The organism is Kitasatospora sp. NPDC056327 (genome assembly GCF_042261735.1).
Lineage (GTDB): Bacteria > Actinomycetota > Actinomycetes > Streptomycetales > Streptomycetaceae > Kitasatospora.
Genome location: NZ_JBHJRC010000126.1, coordinates 1 through 21975 on the forward strand (window position 1 = coordinate 1; position 21975 = coordinate 21975).

Consider the following 21975-nt stretch of genomic DNA (forward strand, 5'->3'; position numbering starts at 1 on the left):
GCCCCCGAAGGCGAACTGGGTCCGTCCGGGCAGCGGCGTCCCGCTCTCAGAGGGTGCCGTGGACCAGTCGGCCGTCGAAGAACGTGAGGTCGACGGGCAGGTCCGGCAGGTCGTGCGGAGAGGTGTCGGCGAGCCGGCCGCCGAGGACGCAGAGGTCGGCCACCTTGCCGGGTTCGAGGGTTCCCTTCCAGCTCTCGGCGAAGTCCTGGACGGCGGGCGTGGAGGTGTAGGCGCGCAGGGCCTCCGGCAGGCCGATCCGCTCCTCCGGGCCGCTGGTGCGGCCGGTCGCCTTGGACTCCCGCAGCAGCATCGAGGCGACGCCGCGGCGCCAGTCGGGTTCGGTGATCGGCGCGTCCGAGCTGGCGCAGAGCCGCACCCCGGCGGTGAGCGCCGAACGCACGGGCCACATCCGGCGGGAGCGCTCCTCACCGACCACCTCGTCCATGAGGTCGGAGATGGTCCACTTGATCGCCGGGTTCATGTTGACGCCGTAGCCGTGCTCGGCCAGCAGCTCCAGGCTGCGCGGCGTCGCGAAGTCGCCGTGGATGAGGTAGTGCCGGGCGTCGGCGCGCGGGTGGACGCGCTGGGCCTCGGCGAAGGCCTCGGTGACGGTGTCGATCGCCCGGTCACCGGTGACGTGCACCCCGATCTGGTGACCGGCCGCGTGCACGGCCTCGATCATCGCGGCCAGTTCGACGGCCTGGACCGCGGGCCCCGAGCCGTGCACGCACAGCGCGCCGTGGCCGCCGCCCTCGTAGGCGTCGTGCATCCAGGCGGTGCGGTGGGGCGGCACGCCGTCGGCGAACAGCTTGACGCCGAGGAGGTTGAACCGGCGCGGGTCGACGCCGTCCAGGGAGATCCCCGCCAGCTCGGCGAGCCCGGACCGGACGTCCGCCAGGCCGCCGCCCATCGGGGCGGGCAGCAGCAGGAGGCTGACCCGGGCCTGGAGTTCGCCGCTCCGGGCGAGCTCCAGGTAGGTGTGCAGCGCGCCCGTGCCCATCGCGCCGGCCATGATGCTCTCGCCGCCCGGGCCGAGCCCGGGTTCGGTGTAGCTGGTGGTGCCCAGGGCGTGCAGGGCCTCGATCGCGCCGGTGATCGCCACCCGGCGCCGGTGCTCGTCGGGGCGGGGGACGTGCGCCTGGACGGCGCCCTGCGCGGACTCGCGCAGGATGCCGGTGGGGTGGCCGGCCGGGTCGGCGTCGATGGTGCCGCCGGGCGGGGGCTCGGTGCCGGGGCCGATGCCCGCGGTGCGCAGGGCGGCCGTGTTGACCCAGGCGATGTGGTCGGAGAAGTCGGTCAGGCAGACCGGGTTGTCGGGGGCCGCCGCGTCGAGGTCGGCGCGGTCGGGCATCGACCGGCTGCCGTCCAGGCACTCGGCGAGGTAGCCGGTGTCCCAGCCGCGGCCGACGATCCACTCCCCCGGCGCGGCGGCGCGGGCGGCCGCGGCGACGGCCGCGACGATGTCGGCGATCGAGCGGACCACCGGGAAGTTGAGGTCGAGGGCGAGCGGCGGCCGGTTGAGGCCCCAGGCGTGGCCGTGCAGGTGGGAGTCGTTGAGGCCGGGCAGGACGGTGCGTCCGCGCAGGTCGACGATCCGGGTCGCGGGGCCCGCGTGCGCGAGGACGGCCGCGGTGCTGCCGACGGCGGTGATGACGCCGTCGCGCACGGCCAGGGCCTGGGCGGTGGTGAAGCCGGTGTCGACGGTCAGCACGTCGCCGTCGACGAGGACGAGGTCCGCGGGGCGGTCGGCGGGGAGGGCCACGGGTATCAGGGCCCTTCCGGGGAGACGATGCCGCGGTCGGCCCAGAAGGGCTCGACGAGTTCGCGGACCCGCTCGGCGCCGACCCGCTCCAGCAGCTCCAGCGCGCCGACGTTGTCCGTCAGCTGCTGCATCCGGCTGGCGCCGAACAGCACGGTCGCGGTGGCCGGGTGGGAGAGCGCGAAGGCGACGCAGAGCTGCGCGGGCGTCGTGCCGAGCCCGGTGGCGACGGCGGTCAGGCCGGCGGCGGCCTCGGTGATCCGGTCGCGGATGCCGCCGGGGTCGCGGCCGATCTCCCGGGAGGGGCTGGTGCGCCCGGCGAGGATGCCGCCCTCCAGGATGTCGGAGGCCTGCAGCGAGAGGCCGTCGGCGAACAGCCCGGCGAAGGGCTCGCCGTCGGGGATGGCGCGGCGGCAGGGGCTGTACTTGAGCTGGGCGAGCTGCGGGCCCGGCGAGCCGGCCGCGAGGGCGTGCCCGCGGATGGTGCGGACCGCCGTGGCGGACCAGTTGTTGACGCCCCAGCAGCCGATCAGGCCCTCCTTCTCCAGCTCGGCGAGCTCCTCGGCGATCGCCTTCAGGTCGAGGTCGTCGCGGCGGATGTCGCCGAGCACGGCGAGGTCGGCGTGCTCGACGCCGGCCCGGAAGAGGGCGCCGGCGAGCTGGTCGCGCAGCGAGAGCTGCGGGTAGGGCTCCAGCCAGAGCTTCGCCGAGAGCAGGTAGTCCTCGCGGGCGATGCCGCCGGCCCGCACGATGGCGGAGAACAGCACGTCGGTGAAGACCGGCGGGTGGCCGGGCATGCTGTAGACGGCGACGTCGAAGAGGTTGATGCCGAGGTCCACGGCCTTGCGGACCATGGCCACGGCGTCGGCGAAGTCCATCCGGTCGTAGGTGTGCCAGGAGCCGAGGGACAGGACGGACACCTCGGGTCCTGCGGTGCCGAGCCGGCGGCGGGGGACGACGGTCATGGTGGTCCTCACGGGAGTCGGGGACTTGAGGGTGGGAAGGCGGGGGCGGGAAGACGGGCGGGTGCCGGAAGGGGCACCCGGCGCCCCGGGTACGGGACACAGGGACTTGAGGGACGTCCCGGGGCGCCGGGCGGATCGGGGGCGCCGGCGGCGGGCGCCGGCGCGGGGCGGACCGCGGGTCAGTCCAGCCAGGGGTGGACGACGGCCTTGGTCTGCTCCAGGCGGGACATCGCCTCCAGGGCGGCGCTCGCGCCACCGAGGCCGACCGGGGCGCTGAACAGCGCGTCCCAGTCGAAGTGCGAACCGAAGGTCCGCAGGAACTCGACGGACCGGTGGTAGTCGCCGACGTCGCCGTTGAGCGAGCCGAGCACGGTCAGCTCCTTGCCCATGACGGTGCCCAGCGACAGCTCCTGGAGGGCCGGGCCGGTGCTGCCGACCACGACGAACTTGCCGCCCCAGGCCGCCAGGTCCACGGCCTCGGCGCCGACGCCGGGCGCACCGGCGAGGTCGATCACCAGGTCCGCGCCGCGCCCGCCGGTGGCGGCGAGCACGGCCTCGCGGCGGGCCTCGGGGCCGTCGGCCAGACCCAGCGTGAGGTCCGCGCCGAACTCCTCGGCCAGTTCCAGCCGGCTGTCCGGAGCGCCGATGGTGATCACCGGGCCGGCGCCGCCGGCCTTGGCGACCGCGGTGGCGACGATGCCGAGCGCGCCGGCGCCCTGGATCACCACCGAGGAGCCGGGTCGGGTGCCACCGGCCCGGTCGAAGGCGTGCAGCACCGTCTTGACGGCGCAGCCGGCCGCGGCGGCCCAGGTGGGGGCGACCTCGTCGGGCAGCAGGTACTTCTGCGCGTGCGGGACGACGTAGTTGTACTCGGCGAGCCCGGCGGTGGCGTACGGGTACCGGTCGGCGCGCTGGCGGAAGCCGTAGCCGCGGTCCTCGCAGGCCACCGGGTTGCGCAGCACGGTACAGCCGTAGCAGTGGCCGCAGGTCGACTCGGACCAGCCGATCCGGCGGCCCACCGCGACCTCGCGGCCGAGCGCGTCCACGGTGCCCTCGCCCACCGCGACCACGGTGCCGACCATCTCGTGGCCGAGCACCAGCGGCAGCATGCCGGGCATCGACATCGCCCCGCTCCACAGGTGGACGTCGGTGGCGCACAGCGTGGCGCAGTCGACGCGCACCAGGGCGGCGCCCGGTTCGATCCGCTCGGGCAGCGGCAGCTCCTCGATCACGAGCGGCTCGCCGTGGGCACGCAGCACGGCGGCCCTGGTGCTTGTCGGAAGCGTCATGTTCCTCGGTCTCCTCGGATTCCTGGTCCACGGTCCGGGCGGGTGCCCGGGCCGGTCATCTGCTGTGGGCGGTGTCCCAGACCTCGTTGCGGCTGCGCCACCAGAGCAGCACCACGATGACCAGGAAGGGCACCACGCCCTGGTACTTCTGGATCGCCTCGACGGAGGCGGACAGGCCCTCCAGGCAGCCGAGCACCAGGCCGCCGATCAGGGTCAGCGGCAGGCTCCGGAAGGCACCGAGCATGGCCACGGCCAGCGCGGTGTTGATGAGCTTGCCGAGGGTGGAGAAGTCCCCGCCCAGGCGGGGTGCGGCGAGCACCACCACCAGGGTGGTGACGGCGCCGATGGCGGCCCACACCGCGACGGCCAGCCTGGCCACCGGGATGCCGACGACCTCGGCGGTGGCCGGCTGCTCGGACAGCGCCTGGAGGCGCAGGCCGAGCCGGGTGCGGCCGAGCAGCAGCCCGACGCCGACCGTGATCAGCGCCGCGAACGCGATGGTGACCGGCACGGACTGCGGGATCACCACGCCGCCGAGGGTGAACATCGGGTGCTCGAAGGGGCTGGGGAAGGTGTGCGCCCCGGTGGTGGTGGAGCCGAAGAGCCGCAGCCCGGCCGCCATCACGGCGACGTAGACGGCGACGGTGACGGCCGCCTTGGTGTTCTGCGAGTGGCCGGCGAACCAGCGCACCAGCACGGTGCCGAGCAGGGCGGACAGCCCGGCTCCGGCGAGCACGCCGGCCGGCAGGGCGAGCCAGAGGCTCACCCCCTCGTCGGTCAGGCTCACCATGACGAAGGCGCCGATCGCGCCGACCGCGGCCATCGCGAAGTTCACGGTGGCGACGAGCCGGTAGGTCAGGACGACGCAGAGGCCGAGCAGGGCGTAGACACCGCCGCCGGTCAGGCCCGCGAGCGTGGAGTTGAGCATGGGACACCTCCTGGGGTCCGCCGGGGGTCCTGCGGTTGCGGGGTCACTTCTTGCCGGGGACGACGAAGCCCTCGGGCAGGACCTTCCAGGCGCCGTTGACGGCCTGGACGAAGCGGCTGCCCTGGACGGGGTTGTGGGTGTCGCCCTCACCGAACACCCAGGGGGTGCCGACCATCGGGTACTCGATCGGCTTCATGCTCTTGAAGGCCTTGGTGACGGACTCGCGGTCGATCGGCCCGGAGATGCCCTTGAGGACCTGGACGAACAGGTCGGCGGCCATCACGCCGCCCTGGCTGAAGGCGGTCTTCTGGATCTTGTTCTTGTCGACCAGCTGGGACCAGCGCTCGTTGCCCGGCAGCGAGGTGTCGGTGTACGGCTGCCACTCGGTGCCGGCGTAGACCTTGAGGCCGGCCGGGATGGCCTGGGCGTTGGCGTCGGTGTAGCTGTTGGCGCCGACGATGAAGTCCACGTCGTCCATGCCCTGGGTCTTGGCCTGGGCGAAGTAGGGGCCGACGATGCCGTTGTAGAGGACGGCCTGGCAGCCGGCGCCCTTGTCGGCGACCAGGTACTTGGTCGGGTCGCCCTCGGCGATGGCCAGCTCCTTGTGGGCGAGCTGCTTGCCGGTCAGCTCGGTCCACTTCTTGATGGCGTCCTCGATGCCGCCGCCGCTGCCGGGCAGCACGGTGTAGTCGAGGCAGACCTTGTCCCGCTTGAGCACCTCGGAGGCGTAGTAGAGGTTGGCGGTCAGCAGGTTGAACGGGCCGGGGTTGACCGGTGCGATGTTGGGGCTGGTGAAGCAGGCGGGGTCGACGCCGACCGCCGGGATGGAGACGATCTTCTCCTTGCTGTAGGAGGCGCGGTTGAGACCGCAGTCCACGGCGCTGGAGGAGCCCACCAGGGCGACGACCTTCTTGGACTTGACGAGGTCGACGGCCGCCTCGGTGGCGCGCTGCGGGTTCATCGCGTCGTCCATGCTGACGAGCTCGATCTTGCGGCCGTTGATGCCGCCGGCGGCGTTGACCTCCTCGAAGACGGCCTTGACCGCCTGGGGGACCTCGGGGGTCTGGAAGAGGCCGGTGATGCCGTTGATCGAGCCGACCTTGATGGGGCCGGACTCGGAGCCGGAACCGGAGTCGGAGCTGTTGCAGGCGGTGGCGCCGAGGGCCAGCGCGGTGGCGGCGGCGAGGGCGGCGATCGGCCGGGCGTGCGTCATGGTGCACTCATTTCCGTCTGTGGGGGCGCGCCGGAGCGGGGGAAGGTGCGCGGTCCCGCGAGGGTGGGTGGGGGAAATGCGGGGATCAGCAGGTGGTGCGGGTGGGACGGCCGGTACGGGTGGTGCCGGCTCAGGCGACCGGGACGTCGGCGGTGCCGAGGTAGGCGGCCATCACGGTCGGGTCGGCGAGCACCTGGCCGGTCGGGCCGGTGGCGATGACGTGACCGAAGTCGAGGACGGTGACCTCGGAGCAGGCGGCCTGCACGAGGTCCATGTCGTGCTCGACGAGCAGGACGGAGACGCCGTACCGGGCCGGGACCTGAGCGAGCCGGCGGCCGAGGGCCAGCGACTCGGCGGCGGACTGGCCGGCGGCGGGCTCGTCCAGCAGCGCGACGGCGGGGCGGGCGGCGATCGCCGCGGCGACGTCGAGCAGGCGGCGGGCGCCCGCGTCGACCATGGAGACCGGCAGGCGGCCGGGCGGGCAGCCGAAGAAGTCGAGCAGTTCGTCGGCCTCCTCGGTGGAGAGGCTGCGGCCGGCGCCGATGGTGAGGTACTCGTACTGGGTGAGCTCCGGGGCGATGGTGGTGGTCTGGAAGGTCCGGCGCAGACCGCGTCCGGCGCGGGCGCTGGGGCTGAGGCGGTCGAGCGGGTCCCCGGCGAGCGCGACGCTCCCCGTGTAGCCGCCGACGAAGCCGGTGACCGCGGCGATGAAGGTGGACTTGCCGGCGCCGTTGGGGCCGATCAGGCCGACCACCGCGCCCCGGGGGACGGTCAGGTCGACGGCGTCGAGGGCGGTGACCTGACCGTACCGCACGGTCAGCCCGCTGACGGTGAGGGCCGGTTCGCCGGTGGCCACGGTGGCCGGGACGGCGGGCGCCTCGGGCTCGGCGGGGCGGTCGGCGGCGGTGGCCTCGTACTCCTTGAGGAAGGCACGGGCGGCACGCTCGCGCTTGCGGGAGCGGGTGAAGTCGGTCTGGCTGACCCCGCTGCGCAGCGCGAAGACGGCGCCGACACCGAACAGCATGCCACCGAGGTCCTGCGGCAGGTCGAGCTTCTCCAGGATGGTCGCCATCACGGCCCCGAAGATGCCGCCCATCACGGCGCCCTCCGGGTTGTGCGGGCCGATCATGATGGCGACCGCGAACAGGGCCAGCGACTGCATCATGGCGAAGTTGCCGGAGACCACCAGGCCGAGCTGGCCGGCCATCAGACCGCCGCCGACGCCGGCGATGAAGGCGCTGATCGCGAACGCGGCGAGCTTGCTGCGGGCGACCGAGACGCCGTGCGCGGCGGCGGCCCGCTCGGAGTGCCGCAGTTCGGTCCAGGACATCCCGAGCCGGGTGCGGTTGAGCACGGCGAGGCCGAGCGCGATCAGGGTGAAGACGATGACGACCAGGACGAAGTAGGCGCCGTCCTCCTCGAACAGGGCGGGCCGTTCCAGGGTCTTCAGCTCGGACATGCCGGGCATCTGGTTGGCGTTCAGCACGATGTCGGCGGAGACCGCGAAGCCGAAGGTCACCACGGCCAGGTTGACGCCGCGGATGCGCAGCGCGGGCAGACCGATCGCGACGCCGACCGGCACCGCGGCGAGGCCGCCGATCACCAGCCAGACCAGGAACCCGCCGGGGGCGTCCGCGACGTTGAGCCGCAGCACCACCCAGGCGCCGATCGAGGCGAAGGACATCTGGCAGAGCGACATCACGCCGACCCGGCCGACGATGACGCCGTAGCTCTGCATGATCACGGCGCTGACCACGGCGGTGATCGCCAGGTACACCCAGTAGGCGGGCAGTACCGCGGGGACCAGGACGCAGGCGGCGACGGCGATGCCGAGGCCGGTGACCAGTGCCCGGCGGTCGCCTGCCAGTCTTTCGGTGAGGCTCATGCTCCCTCGCTCTCCGCCGGGACGGTGCCCGGGCCGTGGGCCGCGGCCGCCGTGGCGGGCTGCGGGGTCGCGCCGAAGTAGAAGTCGTGCAGCCGCTCGGCGTCGCCGCGCAGGTCCGCGCAGGGGCCGTCGTAGGCGAGCCGGCCCTTGCTGAGCACGTAGGCCCGCTCGCCGATCTCCAGCGCGAGGTGGGCGAACTGCTCGATGAGCAGGACGGCGATCCCGAGGTCGACCAGGTCGGCGACGGCCTTCATCAGGCGGTGGACGACCACCGGCGCGAGGCCGGAGGACATCTCGTCGATGAGGATCGTCTTGGGCCGGGCGACCAGGGCGCGGCCGAGGACTAGCATCTGCTGCTCGCCGCCGGAGAGGTGACCGGCCTGGAGGTCGCGGCGCTTCTCCAGCTCGGGGAAGAGCCGGTAGGCGGTGCCGAGGTCCTCGCCGTCCCGCTGGGCGACCAGGAGGTTCTGCTCGACCGTGAGGGTGCGGAAGACGCTGCGGGCCTGCTCGACGTAGGCGAGACCGGCGGTGGCGCGGCGGTAGGTGGACAGTTTGTCGATGGGCGTGCCGTCGAGCACGACGGAGCCGGAGGTGCAGCGCACCAGGCCGGCGATGCCGTCCATCAGGGTGGTCTTGCCGGCGCCGTTGGCGCCGAGCAGGACGGTGACCGAGGCGGGAGCGACCTCCAGGCTGACCCCGTGGACCACGGGGGCCTCGGCCCGGCTGATGCTGATGTCGCGCAGCGCGAGGGCGGGCGTCATCGGGCGGCTCCGCCACAGGCGGCGCGGATGGCGTCGGCGACCAGGGCGTGGGCCCGGGCGGCGTCGGTCAGGTCGGTGGCCAGCAGACCGAAGAAGCCGTGGATGAGACCGTCGAAGCGGACCAGGGAGGTCTCGACGCCGGCGGCGGCGAGCGCCCTGGCGTACTCCTCGCCCTCGTCGCGCAGCACGTCGTACTCGGCCTCCATGACGAGCGCGCGCGGCAGTCCGGAGAGGTCGCGGGCACGCAGCGGGAGCAGGTACGGGTCGGCGAGGTCGCCGGGGTCGCGCGGGTACTGGGTGAAGAACCAGTCCATGCTGTCCTTGGAGAGGAAGTAGCCCTCGGAGAAGTCGCGGTAGGAGATCCGGCCGTCGTCGGGGTGGGCGACCACGGGGGAGATCAGGACCTGGAGGGATATCGGCGGGCCGCCGAGGTCGCGGGCCCGCAGGCTGGTGACCGCGGCGAGGTTGCCACCGGCGCTCTCGCCGCCGATGGCCAGGCGCCCGGGGTCGACCGCGATCCCGGCGCCGTGCTCGTGGAGCCAGGTGAGGACCGCGTAGCAGTCGTCGGCGGCGGCCGGGTAACGGTGCTCGGGGGCGAGCCGGTAGTCGACCGAGACGACGACGGCTCCGGCGGCCGCGCACACGGCCCGGCAGGAGTACTCGTTCTCGTCGAGACAGCCTATGGTCCAGCCCCCGCCGTGGAGCCAGACGAAGGCCGGGAAGGGGCCCTCGCCCTCGGGGGTGTAGATCCGCACGGGGATGTCGCCGGCCGGGCCGGGTACGGTGGCGTCTACCACCGAGCCGACGGACGGCAGGGTCTCCGGCATGATCCAGGTGGTCCGGAACTGCTCTCGCATGGTCGCGGCGTCCAGCTCGACGGGCTGGGTGGGCTGCTCCGCCGCACCGGCCCGTTCGATGATCAGCTGTGCCTCGGGGTGCAGGGGCATCGTTTACCTCCGATTGCCCGGGTGCCGTCATGGGGGGTCGGCACTCGAAAATCGTATCTGATTCCATGTACGTTAAGAGTCACAATCCACGGTGTCCAGAGCTGGGAGCAAGATGATGCGCAATGGATTCCAGGCCGGAATCACCGCAGCTGACCTGGTCATGCGGGGTGGCCGCGTACACACGATGGACGGTGCGCGCACGGTCGCCGAGGCCCTGGCGGTCAGCGGGGGCACCATCGTCCGGGTCGGCACCGACGCCGAGGTCGCGCCGCTCGTCGGGCCCGGCACCCGGGTGGTCGAGCTGGGCGGGCGTTCGCTGCTGCCGGGGATCAACGACTCGCACCTGCACGGGGCGTGGCTGGGCACGATGTGGCCCGACACGCTGATGGCCCAGCTGGCGTCCGCGCCGGACGGCGGCTTCGGCGCGGACGGCCACGGGCACGGGCCCGACGGGCACGGCCACGACGGCCACGACCACGCGGGCGAGGGGCCGGCCCTGGCCGGGCTCGCCACCCCCGCCGAGCGGCGCGGGGCGATCCTGCGCACCGGCGAGCTGCTCGCCTCCCTCGGCATCACCAGCTACACCGAGCCGGGCCTCGGCCCCGGCGAGGACGCCGGGCCGACCGGCTGCTTCTCCTCCGCCGTACTGGAGGCCTACGCCGGGCTGGCCGCCGAGGGGCTGCTGCGCGCCCGGGTGACCGCCCTGCTGCTGTTCGGCCTGCTGGACGGCGCCAGCAGCGCCGACGACCTGGTGCGCGGCCTCACCGGCTTCCGGGCACCGGCCGAGGTGCCCGGCTGGTTCCGGGTGGCCGGGGTGAAGATCTTCGCCGACGGCATCCCACCGATGGGCAGCGCCTGGAGCGAGGAGCCGTACGCCGACGGCGGACACGGCGCGCTGCTGGTGGACGGCGCGGACCCGGGCGAGCGGGAGGCGAACCTGCGCGCGATGATCCGCGCCGCGCACGCGGCCGGGCACCAGATCGGGGTGCACGCGACCGGCAGCCGCACCACCCGGGTGGTCACCGAGGCGTTCGCCGGGGCGCGCGCGCTGGACGGCCGGGACGGCCGGCACTACCTGATCCACGGCGACGTGATCCACCCCGCGACGCTGGCCGCGATGGCCGCCGCCGGGGTGGGGCTGAACACCCAGCCGGGCATCGCCGCGGCCACCGCCCCGATGCTCGCCGGGGCGCTCGGCGACGAGACCCTGGCGCACGCCTGGCCGGTCCGCGACGCGCTGACCGCGGGCGTCCCGCTCTGCCTCAGCTCGGACGCCCCGGTGCTGGCCCCGGACTGGCGGGCGGGGGCCGCGGCGGCGGCCCTGCGGGCGGTGGACGCGGCCGGCCGCGACCAGCGGCTCGCCCTCGACGAGGCGCTGTACGCCTACACGGCGGCCCCGGCGCGGCAGGACGGCGCCGAGGACTGGAAGGGCACCCTGGAGGCCGGGAAGGCCGCCGACCTGTGCCTGCTGGGCGCGGACCTGCGGGACGTCACCCCGGACACGCTGCCCGGGATCCCGGTGGCGATGACGGTCGTCGACGGCCGGGTGGTCCACGAGGCCTGAGCCGGACGCACCGCGGCCGCGCCCCGGACCTCCTCGGCGGGAGGTCCGGGGCGCGGCCGTCGTCGCGCTACGCGGGTGCGTCGGTGCCCCAGGAGGCGCCGGGGTGGACGACGTCACGGTCCAGCCAGAGCCCGGCGACCGCCTCGCGCAGTTCGTCGCCGTGCCTCTCCAGCAGCTCCAGGGCGCCGAGGTTGCTCTCGAACTGCTCCAGGCTGCTGGCGCCGAACAGCACGCTGGCGGCGGCCCGGTGGGTGAGCGTGAAGGCGATCGCCAGCTGGGCCGGCGTGACGCCGAAACCCTCGGCGATGCGCAGCACCTCGGGGTAGGACTCCCGGATCCGGTCGCGGATGCCGCCCGGGTCGGCGCCGATCTTGCGCTGCGGGTGCAGCTTGCCGGCCAGGATGCCGCCCTCGAACACGTCCGAGGCCTGCAGCCCGAGCCCCTCCTCGTCGAACAGCCGCCCGTAGGGCTCGCCCTCGGGCACCGAGCGGCGGGCCAGGCTGTACTTGAGCTGGGCGAAGGACGGTGCCACCAGGCCCTCGGCCCGCGCGAACCGGAAGGCCTCGGCCAGGTCGTCGGCGGACCAGTTGTTGACGCCCCAGGCGGCGAACCGCCCGGCCCGCACCTGCTCGGCGACGTCGGTGACCACCGAGGCCACGTCCAGCTCGCCCAGGTAGTCGCCGACCACCACGAGATCGGCGCGGTCGGTGCCGACCCGGGCCAGCGAGACCTCCAGCTGCTCGGCGAAGGAGGCCTTCGGGTAGTCCCAGAGCCACAGCTTGCCGCAGAGCAGGTAGTCGCCGCGGGCCAGGCCCGCGTTGCGGACGGCCTCGCCGAAGATGATGTCGGTGACCGCGTTCTCCGCGTGCGGGCCGAAGTTGTAGTGCGCGACGTCGAACAGGTTCACCCCGCACGCGACGGCGCGGGCGATCAGCCCGGCCGCCTCGTCGGTGGTCATGCGGTCCCAGGTGTTCCACGAACCGAGGCCGAACACCGGCACCTCCGGCCCGTTCGCGCCGAGCCGGCGCCGGGGCACCGCCTGGGTGCCGCCGCTCCGGGACACGGTTTCCGAGAACTCCACGCCAACCTCCTGAGGATCCGAGTGGTCCGGCTCTGGCCGCCGGGGTGCCGATCGTATAGCATCCGGCATATTGTTTGACCGTCAAGGAGGACGCGATGTCCATTCGCCCGGAATCCCCCCGTTCCGCGGACCCGGCCCCGATCGTCGAGGTGGCCGTCGGCTACATGGCCGCCAAGCAGCTGTTCGCCGCCGCCGAGGCCAATCTGTTCGCCGCCCTGGCCGACGGCCCGCTGGACGTGCCGCAGATCGCCGAGCGCACCGGCCTGCCCCAGCGCACCAGCCGCATCCTGGCCGACTCGATGGCCGGCCTCGGCCTGCTGGACCGTGTGGACGGACGGTACACGAACTCGCCGAGCACCGCCGCCTACCTCACCGGCGCCGAGGGCCAGATCGACCTGCGCCCGTTCCTGCACTTCCTCGACGAGATCAGCTACCCCCACTGGCTGGGCTTCGGCGACACCAGCCGCACCGCCGAGCCGCAGCAGCTCGACTTCGGCGGCGAGCGCATGACCACCTTCCTGGGCGGCGTGATGACGTACAACGCGCTGCACGCCCGCCTGCTCGCCGAGCACTACGACTTCACCGCCCACGAGCGGGTGCTCGACCTCGGCGGCCTCTCCGGCTCCTTCCTGGCCGAGGCGCTCACCGCCGCCCCCGCCCTCAAGGGCACCTTCTTCTCGGTCGGCGAGCTGGTCGGCCACGCCCGCGACGTGCTGGCGGCGGCCGGGGTCGCCGACCGGGTCGACATCGTCGAGGGCGACGCCGTGGCCGGCGACGTCCCGGGCGGCTTCGACCTGGTGCTGCTGGAGCACGTGGCGCACCGCTTCGACGCCGAGCAGAACCTCGCCATCGTCCGCCGGGCGCGCGCGGCCGCGGCCGAGGGCGGCAAGCTGGTCCTGCTGGACTTCTTCCTGGACTCGGACGAGAACCAGCGTGCCATCGACGCGCTGCACGCCGGCGAGTACCTGGTGATCGACGGCACGATCGTCTACCCCGAGGACGAGGTCCGCGGCTGGCTGCGCGAGGCCGGCTGGGAGCCCGTCGAGACCCGCGCGCTGCCCGGCAGCCCGCGCATCATCATCGCGGAGGCACGATGACCACCGAGGGCACGGCGGACGGCGCCGGGCGCGTCGTCCTGGTCACCGGGGCCGCCAGCGGCATCGGCCGGGCGGTCGCCGAGGCCTTCGCGGCGGCCGGCGACCGGGTGGTCGTCGCCGACCTGAACGGCGCGGCGGCGCAGGCCGTGGCCGCGGAGCTGGGCGCCGCGGCGCTGGCCGTCACCATGGACGTCACCGACCGGGCGAGCGTCGTCGCGGCGGTGGCCGAGGCCACCGAGCGGTTCGGTCCGGTCGAGGTGCTGGTCAACAACGCCGGCCTGGCCGGCGGCGGCGGTCCGCTGGTCGACCTGCCGGCCGAGATCTTCGACCTGGTCGTCTCGGTCAACCTGCGCGGCACCTTCACGGTGACCCAGGTGGTCGGCCGGCAGATGGTGGACGCCGGCAACGGCGGGGCGATCGTCAACATCTCCTCGATCGGCGCCCGCCAGCCCACCCCGGGCCTGGGCCACTACGAGGCCACCAAGGCGGCCGTGGACGCGCTCACCCGCACGGCCGCCCTGGAACTCGCCGGGCACGGCATCCGGGTCAACGGCGTGGCGCCGGGACCGGTGCACACCCCGATGACGGCGCCGCTGATGGACGACGCCGCCGCCCGGGGCGCCTGGGAGGCCCGGATCCCGCTGGGCCGGATCGCCGAGACCGGCGACCTGACCCCGCTGGTGCTGTTCCTCGCGTCGGCGCAGGCCCGTCACATCACCGGCGCGGTGGTGCAGGTGGACGGCGGCCAGCTGCTCGTCTGAGCTCCAGGGGGGCGGCCGAGCGGCCGGCCGCCCCCCTGGACGGGCCCGCCGGTCACGGGCCCGGAAAGCCCGAAGGGGCGGGAGTCCTCCGTGGAGGACTCCCGCCCCTTCGGCGCGCACCGGTGCGTCAGCCGGACGGCTTGGCCTCGTGCAGCGCGTCGGCGGTGGCAGCCTTGTGGGCACAGGCCACCCGTTCGATCTCGGCCGCGTCGGCACCCTGCTCGATCAGGTCGAGGATGCGCTCGTGCTCCACCACCGAGCGCCGGGCACGGCCGGGCACGTAGGTGAAGGTGGACCGCCGCATGTGGTCCAGCCTGGCCCACTCCTCCTCCAGCAGGGCGCGCAGGTGCGCGTCCGGGCAGTGCTGGTAGATCGAGAAGTGGAAGGTGCGGTTGAGCGCGGTGAAGGCGGCCGGGTCGAACTCGTCCAGCGCCGCCACCATCCGGGCGTTGATCTCGCGCGAGGCGGCGATCTGTTCCGGCGTCAGGAGCGGTGCGCAGACGGCCGTCGCGTACCCCTCAAGCCGGGCCAGGATCTGCAGCGAGTGCTCGACCTGGACGGCCTCGAAGACCGCGACCCGGGCCCCTATGTTGCGCACCACCTCGACCAGGCCGTCGGACTGGAGCCGGCGCAGCGCCTCCCGCAGCGGGATGGTGCTGACCCCGGTCTCCTGCGCCAGCTGGTTCATGACCAGCCGGTAGCCCGGGCCGTACGTGCCGTCGAGGATGCGCGAGCGGAGCAACTCGTAGCTCTGCTCGGCCTTCGACGCCGCACCGGTGCGGTCCTTCGCGGAACCCAACGCCGCTCCCTCGTCCTTCCTCAGCGCGGCCGTCGCCCCCGTGGCGGACCGCCGGGCGGTCCGCGTGCCCCCGGCGGTCACCGGGCGAGGACCTTCAGCACGGTGCCGCGGAACTCCGCACCGGCCAGGGCCCCGAAGTGATCGCCGGGAACGGTCACCAGTTCCGCCCCGTCAAGAGCAGCAACGATACTCTCGATGCCGCCGGTCATCACGTCCTCCGCGCCGACGACCACCACCGGCGCCGAACGGCCGCCCCAACCCCCGGGCTCGAAGGGGGTGTTGCGCAGGCCCTCGACACAGCGGGCGAGGGCCGGGGCGCGTTCGCCGCGCGAGCGGACCAGGCCGGCGATCATGCCGGTGAACGGGTCGGCGGGCTCGGTTCCGTCGGCGACCGCGCGGTGCAGCGCCTCGATGTCGACGCCGGCGAACGGCTCGCGCGGGCTGAGCCCGCCGAGCACCACCCGGCCCACCCGCTCGGGCGCGGCGACCTGGAACTCCCAGGCGAGCCGGGCGCCCAGGGAGTAGCCGACGAGGTCGAACTCCCCCACCCCGGCGGCGTCCAGGGCCTTCAGCAGCCGGGCGACCAGGGCGCCCGCGCCCGCCTCGGCGGCGTCCGCCGGGTCGGGTGAGGCGCCGTGGCCGGGCAGGTCCGGCACCAGGACGGTGCGGCCGGTGGCGGCGATCGCGGCGGCGGTGCCCGGCGCGATCCAGTCCTGCTCGCCGTCGGAGGCGAAGCCGTGCAGCAGGACGACGGGCGGCACGCCTCCGGCGCTGCCTCCGTCGCCGTGCTCCGGCGTGATGATCCGCACCGCCAGGTCGTCGCTCTCGGTCATGACCTCTGCACCTCTCCCCTGCTTTCGCATACGATTTTTGATAGTACTGCACGCACACCCTCCCGGTCATGATCTCGACAGGGCCGGTTCGCGCTCACGGATCATGTACGAATTCACATCCGATCAACCATGGTCAGGGTCGATCACGTCCGCTATCGTGCATGATGCCGTATACGATTCTAGGAGGGCAACGTGGTACACCCCCTCGGACTGGCACCGGGAAAGATCATCGCGGTGCACCTCAACTACCGCAGCCGGGCGGCCGAACGCGGCCGGACCCCCGAGGCCCCCTCCTACTTCCTCAAGCCGCCCTCCTCGCTCTCCTGGAGCGACCGGCCCGTGGTCCGCCCGGCCGGGTGCGAACTGCTCGCCTTCGAGGGCGAGATCGCGGTGGTGATCGGGAAGCGGGCCCACCGGGTCACCCGTGAGGAGGCCCTGGAGCACGTGGCCGGCTACGCCGCCGCCAACGACTTCGGCGTCTACGACCTCAAGCACGCCGACCTCGGCGCCAACCTGCGGGCCAAGGGCCGCGACGGCTACACGCCGGTCGGGCCCACCCTGCTCACCGGCGTCGACCCCACCCGGCTGCGGCTGCGCACCTGGGTCAACGGCCTGCTCGTCCAGGACGCCTCCGCCGAGGAACTCCTCTTCCCCGTCGATCTGCTGATCGCCGACCTGTCCCGCTCCACCACCCTGGAGCCGGGCGACATCATCCTCGTCGGCACCCCGGCCGGCTCCACCGTCGTCCAGCCCGGCGACGTCGTCGAGGTCGAGCTGGAGGACAGCGGCCGGCTGCGCAACGAGGTCGTCGCCGAGGAGTCCGGCGTCACCGAGTACGGCGCGCTGCCCAAGGTCACCGAGGCCGCCCGGGAGGCCGCCTACGGCTCCGTCCACCCGCCCCGGCCCGCCGCCGGGAACGCCTCGGCCGGCCCGGCCGGGCTCGACGAGGAGACCGCCGCCGCGCTGCGCACCGTCTCCACCGCCACCCTCTCCGCCCAGCTGCGCAAGCGCGGCATCGACCACCACTTCATCGAGGGCGTCCGCCCGGCCCGCCCCGACCTGCGGATGGTCGGCGTCGCCCGCACCCTGCGCTACCTGCCGCTGCGCGAGGACGTCTTCGCCGAGATCGGCGGCGGGATGAACGCCCAGAAGCGCACCGTCGAGGAGCTGCAGCCGGGCGAGGTGCTGGTCATCGGGGCGCGCGGCGAACGCGGCTCCGGCACCCTCGGCGACATCCTGGCGCTGCGCGCGCTGCGCCGCGGCGCGGCCGGCGTGGTCACCGACGGCGGGCTGCGCGACAGCCCCTCCTTCGCCGACCTCGACCTGCCCTCCTACTACGCGGGCCCGCACGCCGCCGTGCTCGGCCGCAAGCACGTCCCGATGGACTCCCAGGTGCCCGTCGACTGCGGTGGCGTGCTGGTGATGCCCGGTGACGTGCTGGTCGGCGACGCCGAGGGCGTCGTGGTGATCCCGCCCGCGCTGGCCGCGGAGATCGCCCGGGACGCCGCCGCCCAGGAGGACGAGGAGCGCTTCGTCCTGCGGCAGGTCGGCGACGGCGCCGGCATCGACGGCCTCTACCCGATGAACGCGCACTGGCGCGCCCGCTACGAGCGCGAGCGCCAGGGCGGCTGACCCTCCCCTCCCGTCCCTCCCTCTCCCCCGCTCCCCACTCCCCCACGGAGACCCGATGAAGTTCCGAAGCGACCCGTCCGTGATCCGCGGCTCCCTCGCCCCCGTGGTCACCCCCTTCACCGATGCCGGCGCCGTCGACCACGACTCGCTGCGCGCGCTGGTCCGCTGGCAGCTCGAATCCGGCTCGCACGGCATCTCGCTGGGCGGCTCCACCGGCGAGCCCAGCGCGCAGACCGTCGCCGAGCGGATCGCCGCGATGCGCACCGCCGCCGACGAGATCGCCGACCGGGTGCCGTTCCTGCCCGGGACCGGCTCCGCCAAGCTCGACGAGACCCTCGAACTCACCGCCGCCGCGGCCGAGCTCGGCGCCGACGCGGCCCTGGTGATCACCCCCTACTACGCGCGCCCCACCCAGGAGGCGCTGTACCAGTGGTACGCCACGGTGGCCCGGGAGTTCCCGGACCTGCCGCTGGTGGTCTACAACGTGCCCTCGCGCACCGCCGTGGACATCGAGCCGGAGACCGTGCGCCGGCTGTTCACCGACTTCGACAACATCGTCGGTGTCAAGGAGACCACCAAGGACTTCGAGCACTTCTCCCGGGTGATCCACGCCTGCGGCCCCGAGCTGCTGGTCTGGTCCGGCATCGAACTGCTCTGCCTGCCGCTGATGGCCCTCGGCGGGGCCGGCTTCATCAGCGCCGTCGCCAACCTGGCGCCCACCGCGGTGGCCCGGATGTACGAGCTGTGGGAGCAGGGCGACCACGCCGGGGCCCGCGAGCTGCACTACCGCCTCCACCCGCTGGTCGACCTGCTGTTCGTGGAGACCAACCCGGCTCCCGCGAAGTGGGTGCTGGCCCAGCAGGGCCGGATCGCCTCCGGCCACGTCCGCCCGCCGCTCACCGCCCCGACCGAGGGCGGGCTGGAGAGGATCCGCGCGCTGCTCGCCGCGGGCGGCGACCTCACCCAGCAGCTGTGACCCCGGGCCCGGCGCCCCTCCCACCCCGAGAGCAGGAGACGAGATGACCACCACCACCCCGGCGGCCCCGCAGCCCGCCGCCGAGCCGTCCGCCGACCCGGCCCGCCCCGCCGCACTGCCCGGCGAGATCCTGCACTGGATCGGCGGCGAGCGCCTGCCGTCCGCCGACGGCCGCGTCCTCGACGTCGCCGACCCGGTCTCCAACACCGCCTACGCCACCCTCGCGGCGGGCGGCCCGGCCGACGTCGACCGCGCGGTGGCCGCCGCCCGGGCCGCCTTCCCGGCCTGGTCGGCGCTGGGCAACCGCGAGCGCGCCACCGTGCTCAACCGGATCGCCGACGCCGTCGAGGCCCGCGAGGAGCAGCTCGCCGCGTTCGAGTCCTTCGACACCGGCCTGCCGATCACCCAGGCGCGCGGCCAGGCCCGGCGCGCCGCCGAGAACTTCCGCTACTTCGCCGACGTCATCGTGGCGCTCGGCGAGGAGGCCTTCCGGGTCGGCACCCAGCAGCTCAACTACGTGGTGCGCACCCCGGTCGGCGTGGCCGGGCTGATCACCCCGTGGAACACCCCGTTCATGCTGGAGAGCTGGAAGCTGGCCCCGGCCATCGCCTCCGGCTGCACCCTGGTGCTCAAGCCCGCCGAGTGGACGCCGCTGTCGGCGAGCCTCTGGCCGGACATCCTGGCCGAGGCGGGCCTGCCGGCCGGCGTGGTCAACATCGTGCACGGCCTCGGCAAGGAGGCGGGCCAGGCGCTGGTGGACCACCCGGACGTGCCGATCCTCTCGTTCACCGGCTCCACCGCCACCGGCCGGCACATCGTGCGCTGCTCGGCGGACCGGCTGAAGACCGTCTCCATGGAGCTGGGCGGCAAGTCCCCGGTCGTGGTCTTCGCCGACGCGGACGTGGAGACCGCCCTCGACTCGGTCGTCTTCGGCGTGTTCTCGCTCAACGGCGAGCGCTGCACGGCCGGCTCCCGGGTGCTGGTCGAGCGCCCGCTCTACGAGGAGTTCACGCGTCGCCTGGCCGAGCGCGCCGAGCGGGTCCGGGTCGGCCTGCCGGGTGACCCGGCGACCGAGGTCGGCGCCCTGGTCCACCCCGTGCACTACCAGCGGGTGCTGGACTACGTCGAGGCCGGCAAGGCCGAGGCCCGGCTGGTGGCCGGCGGCGAGCGCCCCGCGCACCTGCCGGAGGGCAACTACCTCCAGCCGACCGTCTTCGCGGACGTGTCGCGCGACGCGCGGATCTTCCAGGAGGAGATCTTCGGGCCCGTCGTGGCGGTCGCGCCGTTCGACGACGAGCGCGAGGCCATTGACCTGGCGAATGCCACCGAATACGGTCTGGCGGCATACGTGTGGACGTCCGACCTCAAGCGGGGTCACCGGGTCGCCCACGCGGTGGAGTCCGGCATGGTCTGGATCAACTCCCACAACGTCCGCGACCTGCGCACGCCGTTCGGCGGGGTGAAGGCCAGCGGTCTGGGCCGGGAGGGCGGTGCCCACAGCATCGACTTCTACACCGAGTCCAAGATCGTCCACGTGATGCTCGGGGACGTCCACACCCCGCGCTTCGGCGCCGACGAGCAGCACTGAACCCGCAGATGGGAGTCACGCAGATGGAGGCCGTTCAGATGCCCACCCCGCCTGACGTCGTCCGCTCCGCCTACGCGCAGCTCGTCGTCACCGACGTGCCCAAGGCCCGCTGGTTCTGGGTCGACATGCTGGGCTTCCACGTCCAGTACGAGGACGCCCGCACGCTCTACCTCCGCGGCACCGACGAGCTGACCCACCACAGCCTGGTGCTGCGGGCCGGCGACGCACCCGCGCTCGACCACATCGCCTACCGGGTGCGCACGCCCGAGGACGTGGACCGCGCCGAGGAGTACTTCACCGCGCTGGGCTGCCCGGTCCGCCGGGTGCCGGCCGGCGCGGGCACCCGCGGCATCGGCGACGCGGTGCGGGTGGTGGACCCGCTCGGGTTCCCGGTCGAGTTCTTCCACGCGATCGACCGGGCCGAGCGCCTCATCCAGCGCTACGACCTGCGCCGGGGCGCCGAGGTCGCGCGGATGGACCACTTCAACATCGTGGTGCCGGACATCCCGGCCGCCTACGAGCACTACCGCGCGCTGGGCTTCGGCTGCTCGGAGACCATCGAGGGCGACGAGCACGAGCTCTACGCGGCCTGGATGTTCCGCAAGCAGACGGTGCACGACGTGGCGTTCACCAGCGGCGCCGGCCCGCGGATGCACCACGTCGGGGTGTTCGCCCCCGAGGCGCACCAGGTGCTGCGCACGGCCGACATCTTCGGCTCGCTGCGGGCCGAGCACCACATCGAGCGCGGTCCGGGACGGCACGGCGTCTCCAACGCCTTCTACCTGTACCTGCGCGACCCGGACGGCCACCGGGTGGAGATCTACACCTCGGACTACTACACCGGTGACCCGGACCACGAGACCTACCGCTGGAACGTGCACGACGACCGGCGGCGGGACTTCTGGGGCAACGCGGTGATCGAGTCCTGGTACAAGGAGGCCACGCCGGTGCTCGACCTCGACGGCAAGCCGCAGCCGGTGCTCTCGGCCGCTCTGGACGAGTCGGCCGTGCAGGTCGGCGCGGACGGTCTCGGCATCATCCCGGCGCCCTCACCGGCCCCCTCCGCGGAGGCCTGAGCCCCCGCGTCCGGCGCCCCGGCCCGGTGACGACCTCCCCCCGTGCGGTACACGGGTCCGGGGAGCCGTCACCGGGCCGGCGGCGTCCCCGGGACCGGTCCTCGCGACCCGTGCCGCGGGCGGGCCGGCGCCGCGGCGGCCCGCGGATCCCGTAGGGTCGGCCAATGGCGAAGTACTTCGACGTTCACCCGCAGACGCCCCAGGCCCGCACCATCGGCACCGTGGCCGACAGTCTGCGCTCCGGGGCCCTCATCGCGTACCCGACCGACTCCTGCTACGCCCTGGGCTGCTCCATGGGCAACCGCGAGGGCCTGGACCGGATCCGGGCCGTCCGGCGGCTGGACGACCGCCACCACTTCACCCTGATGTGCGAGAACTTCGCCCAGCTGGGGCAGTTCGTCCAGCTCGACAACGCCGTCTTCCGCGCCGTCAAGGCGGCGACCCCGGGCGGCTACACCTTCATCCTCCCCGCCACCAAGGAGGTCCCGCGCCGTCTTCTGCACCCGAAGAAGAAGACGGTGGGGGTGCGGATCCCCGACCACGCCGTCACCCGGGCCCTGCTCGCCGAACTCGGCGAGCCGCTGGTCTCCAGCACCCTGCTGCTGCCCGGCGAGGCGGAGCCGATGACCCAGGGGTGGGAGATCAAGGAGCGGCTGGACCACGTGCTGGACGCCGTCGTCGACTCCGGCGAGTGCGGTACGGAGCCGACGACGGTCGTCGACTTCTCCGGCGGCACGGCGGAGATCGTGCGCCGGGGGGCCGGCGACCCCGCCCGCTTCGAGTGAGCGGCCCCGGGGCGTCCGGTGGGCGCGGCCCCCGGA

Annotated in this window: 19 protein-coding genes; 8 read left to right on the forward strand and 11 right to left on the reverse strand. The window is 73.8% G+C overall.

Features of this window, described 5'->3' with window-relative positions; translation table 11 throughout:
* Positions 1–46: 46 nt before the first annotated feature.
* From ACFCX4_RS19425 to ACFCX4_RS19460, 8 genes are all read right to left on the reverse strand, one after another.
* The gene (locus ACFCX4_RS19425) at positions 47–1762 is read right to left on the reverse strand and encodes an amidohydrolase (RefSeq protein ID WP_376143983.1); all 1716 of its coding nucleotides are present in this window, start codon (positions 1760–1762) and stop codon (positions 47–49) included.
* 5 nt (positions 1763–1767) lie between these two features.
* A complete protein-coding gene (locus ACFCX4_RS19430) occupies positions 1768–2724 on the reverse strand; it encodes an aldo/keto reductase (protein ID WP_376143984.1) in 957 nt (318 codons plus the stop codon).
* 179 nt (positions 2725–2903) lie between these two features.
* Complete coding sequence (locus ACFCX4_RS19435; RefSeq protein WP_376143986.1) at positions 2904–4013, reverse strand: zinc-binding dehydrogenase; 1110 nt, start codon at positions 4011–4013, stop codon at positions 2904–2906.
* 55 nt (positions 4014–4068) lie between these two features.
* The gene (locus ACFCX4_RS19440; RefSeq protein ID WP_376143988.1) at positions 4069–4941 is read right to left on the reverse strand and encodes a branched-chain amino acid ABC transporter permease; all 873 of its coding nucleotides are present in this window, start codon (positions 4939–4941) and stop codon (positions 4069–4071) included.
* A 43-nt stretch (positions 4942–4984) separates the two neighbouring features.
* On the reverse strand, positions 4985–6154 hold the full coding sequence (locus ACFCX4_RS19445) for an ABC transporter substrate-binding protein (RefSeq protein WP_376143990.1): 1170 nt from the start codon (positions 6152–6154) through the stop codon (positions 4985–4987).
* A 130-nt stretch (positions 6155–6284) separates the two neighbouring features.
* Complete coding sequence (locus ACFCX4_RS19450; protein ID WP_376143992.1) at positions 6285–8039, reverse strand: ATP-binding cassette domain-containing protein; 1755 nt, start codon at positions 8037–8039, stop codon at positions 6285–6287.
* On the reverse strand, positions 8036–8800 hold the full coding sequence (locus ACFCX4_RS19455) for an ABC transporter ATP-binding protein (protein WP_376143994.1): 765 nt from the start codon (positions 8798–8800) through the stop codon (positions 8036–8038). Before ACFCX4_RS19455 ends, ACFCX4_RS19450 begins: the two co-directional genes overlap by 4 nt.
* Entirely contained in the window at positions 8797–9747 is a 951-nt protein-coding gene (locus tag ACFCX4_RS19460) for an alpha/beta hydrolase (protein WP_376143996.1), read from the reverse strand. The genes ACFCX4_RS19455 and ACFCX4_RS19460 overlap by 4 nt, the downstream gene beginning before the upstream one ends.
* Before the next feature lie 184 nt (positions 9748–9931).
* Between ACFCX4_RS19460 and ACFCX4_RS19465 the strand changes: the two genes are divergently transcribed.
* Positions 9932–11311, forward strand: a complete 1380-nt coding sequence (locus ACFCX4_RS19465) for an amidohydrolase (protein WP_376143998.1) — start codon at positions 9932–9934, stop codon at positions 11309–11311.
* A 67-nt stretch (positions 11312–11378) separates the two neighbouring features.
* Here ACFCX4_RS19465 and ACFCX4_RS19470 read toward each other — a convergent pair whose 3' ends face one another.
* Positions 11379–12392 carry an aldo/keto reductase gene (locus ACFCX4_RS19470; protein WP_376144000.1) on the reverse strand — a complete coding sequence of 338 codons (1014 nt, stop codon included), beginning with the start codon at positions 12390–12392 and terminating at the stop codon, positions 11379–11381.
* Between the two features lie 95 nt (positions 12393–12487).
* Here ACFCX4_RS19470 and ACFCX4_RS19475 point away from each other — a divergent pair, with 95 nt between their 5' ends.
* Positions 12488–13489, forward strand: a complete 1002-nt coding sequence (locus ACFCX4_RS19475) for a methyltransferase (protein ID WP_376144002.1) — start codon at positions 12488–12490, stop codon at positions 13487–13489.
* Positions 13486–14250, forward strand: coding sequence for an SDR family NAD(P)-dependent oxidoreductase (locus tag ACFCX4_RS19480; protein WP_376144004.1), 765 nt, complete (start codon positions 13486–13488; stop codon positions 14248–14250). The genes ACFCX4_RS19475 and ACFCX4_RS19480 overlap by 4 nt, the downstream gene beginning before the upstream one ends.
* A gap of 127 nt (positions 14251–14377) precedes the next feature.
* On the opposite strand, the gene ACFCX4_RS19485 is transcribed toward ACFCX4_RS19480, so the two are convergent.
* Together ACFCX4_RS19485 and ACFCX4_RS19490 are read right to left on the reverse strand one after the other, a co-directional pair.
* Positions 14378–15049 carry a GntR family transcriptional regulator gene (locus ACFCX4_RS19485; protein ID WP_376144006.1) on the reverse strand — a complete coding sequence of 224 codons (672 nt, stop codon included), beginning with the start codon at positions 15047–15049 and terminating at the stop codon, positions 14378–14380.
* 77 nt (positions 15050–15126) lie between these two features.
* Complete coding sequence (locus ACFCX4_RS19490; protein ID WP_376144008.1) at positions 15127–15882, reverse strand: alpha/beta fold hydrolase; 756 nt, start codon at positions 15880–15882, stop codon at positions 15127–15129.
* A gap of 192 nt (positions 15883–16074) precedes the next feature.
* Between ACFCX4_RS19490 and ACFCX4_RS19495 the strand changes: the two genes are divergently transcribed.
* The 5 genes from ACFCX4_RS19495 to ACFCX4_RS19515 all read left to right on the forward strand — a co-directional run bounded on the left by ACFCX4_RS19495 (position 16075) and on the right by ACFCX4_RS19515 (position 21939).
* Positions 16075–17514, forward strand: coding sequence for a fumarylacetoacetate hydrolase family protein (locus ACFCX4_RS19495; RefSeq protein WP_376144010.1), 1440 nt, complete (start codon positions 16075–16077; stop codon positions 17512–17514).
* A 55-nt stretch (positions 17515–17569) separates the two neighbouring features.
* The gene (gene dapA / locus ACFCX4_RS19500; RefSeq protein WP_376144012.1) at positions 17570–18490 is read left to right on the forward strand and encodes a 4-hydroxy-tetrahydrodipicolinate synthase; all 921 of its coding nucleotides are present in this window, start codon (positions 17570–17572) and stop codon (positions 18488–18490) included.
* A 43-nt stretch (positions 18491–18533) separates the two neighbouring features.
* Positions 18534–20078, forward strand: coding sequence for a 5-carboxymethyl-2-hydroxymuconate semialdehyde dehydrogenase (gene hpaE, locus ACFCX4_RS19505; protein WP_376144015.1), 1545 nt, complete (start codon positions 18534–18536; stop codon positions 20076–20078).
* Between the two features lie 38 nt (positions 20079–20116).
* Positions 20117–21154, forward strand: coding sequence for a 3,4-dihydroxyphenylacetate 2,3-dioxygenase (gene hpaD / locus ACFCX4_RS19510; protein WP_376144017.1), 1038 nt, complete (start codon positions 20117–20119; stop codon positions 21152–21154).
* 164 nt (positions 21155–21318) lie between these two features.
* Positions 21319–21939, forward strand: coding sequence for an L-threonylcarbamoyladenylate synthase (locus ACFCX4_RS19515; protein WP_376144019.1), 621 nt, complete (start codon positions 21319–21321; stop codon positions 21937–21939).
* The last annotated feature ends 36 nt before the right edge of the window (positions 21940–21975 follow it).

What these genes read in the sequence shown, in the direction of transcription:
- ACFCX4_RS19430 (WP_376143984.1), bottom strand. Translation starts at nt 2,724, where the DNA reads ATGACCGTCGTCCCCCGCCGCCGGCTCGGCACCGCAGGACCCGAGGTG.
- ACFCX4_RS19435 (WP_376143986.1), bottom strand. Translation starts at nt 4,013, where the DNA reads ATGACGCTTCCGACAAGCACCAGGGCCGCCGTGCTGCGTGCCCACGGC.
- ACFCX4_RS19440 (WP_376143988.1), bottom strand. Translation starts at nt 4,941, where the DNA reads ATGCTCAACTCCACGCTCGCGGGCCTGACCGGCGGCGGTGTCTACGCC.
- ACFCX4_RS19445 (WP_376143990.1), bottom strand. Translation starts at nt 6,154, where the DNA reads ATGACGCACGCCCGGCCGATCGCCGCCCTCGCCGCCGCCACCGCGCTG.
- ACFCX4_RS19450 (WP_376143992.1), bottom strand. Translation starts at nt 8,039, where the DNA reads ATGAGCCTCACCGAAAGACTGGCAGGCGACCGCCGGGCACTGGTCACC.
- ACFCX4_RS19455 (WP_376143994.1), bottom strand. Translation starts at nt 8,800, where the DNA reads ATGACGCCCGCCCTCGCGCTGCGCGACATCAGCATCAGCCGGGCCGAG.
- ACFCX4_RS19460 (WP_376143996.1), bottom strand. Translation starts at nt 9,747, where the DNA reads ATGCCCCTGCACCCCGAGGCACAGCTGATCATCGAACGGGCCGGTGCG.
- ACFCX4_RS19465 (WP_376143998.1), top strand. Translation starts at nt 9,932, where the DNA reads ATGGACGGTGCGCGCACGGTCGCCGAGGCCCTGGCGGTCAGCGGGGGC.
- ACFCX4_RS19475 (WP_376144002.1), top strand. Translation starts at nt 12,488, where the DNA reads ATGTCCATTCGCCCGGAATCCCCCCGTTCCGCGGACCCGGCCCCGATC.
- ACFCX4_RS19480 (WP_376144004.1), top strand. Translation starts at nt 13,486, where the DNA reads ATGACCACCGAGGGCACGGCGGACGGCGCCGGGCGCGTCGTCCTGGTC.
- ACFCX4_RS19490 (WP_376144008.1), bottom strand. Translation starts at nt 15,882, where the DNA reads ATGACCGAGAGCGACGACCTGGCGGTGCGGATCATCACGCCGGAGCAC.
- dapA (WP_376144012.1), top strand. Translation starts at nt 17,570, where the DNA reads ATGAAGTTCCGAAGCGACCCGTCCGTGATCCGCGGCTCCCTCGCCCCC.
- hpaE (WP_376144015.1), top strand. Translation starts at nt 18,534, where the DNA reads ATGACCACCACCACCCCGGCGGCCCCGCAGCCCGCCGCCGAGCCGTCC.
- hpaD (WP_376144017.1), top strand. Translation starts at nt 20,117, where the DNA reads ATGCCCACCCCGCCTGACGTCGTCCGCTCCGCCTACGCGCAGCTCGTC.
- ACFCX4_RS19515 (WP_376144019.1), top strand. Translation starts at nt 21,319, where the DNA reads ATGGCGAAGTACTTCGACGTTCACCCGCAGACGCCCCAGGCCCGCACC.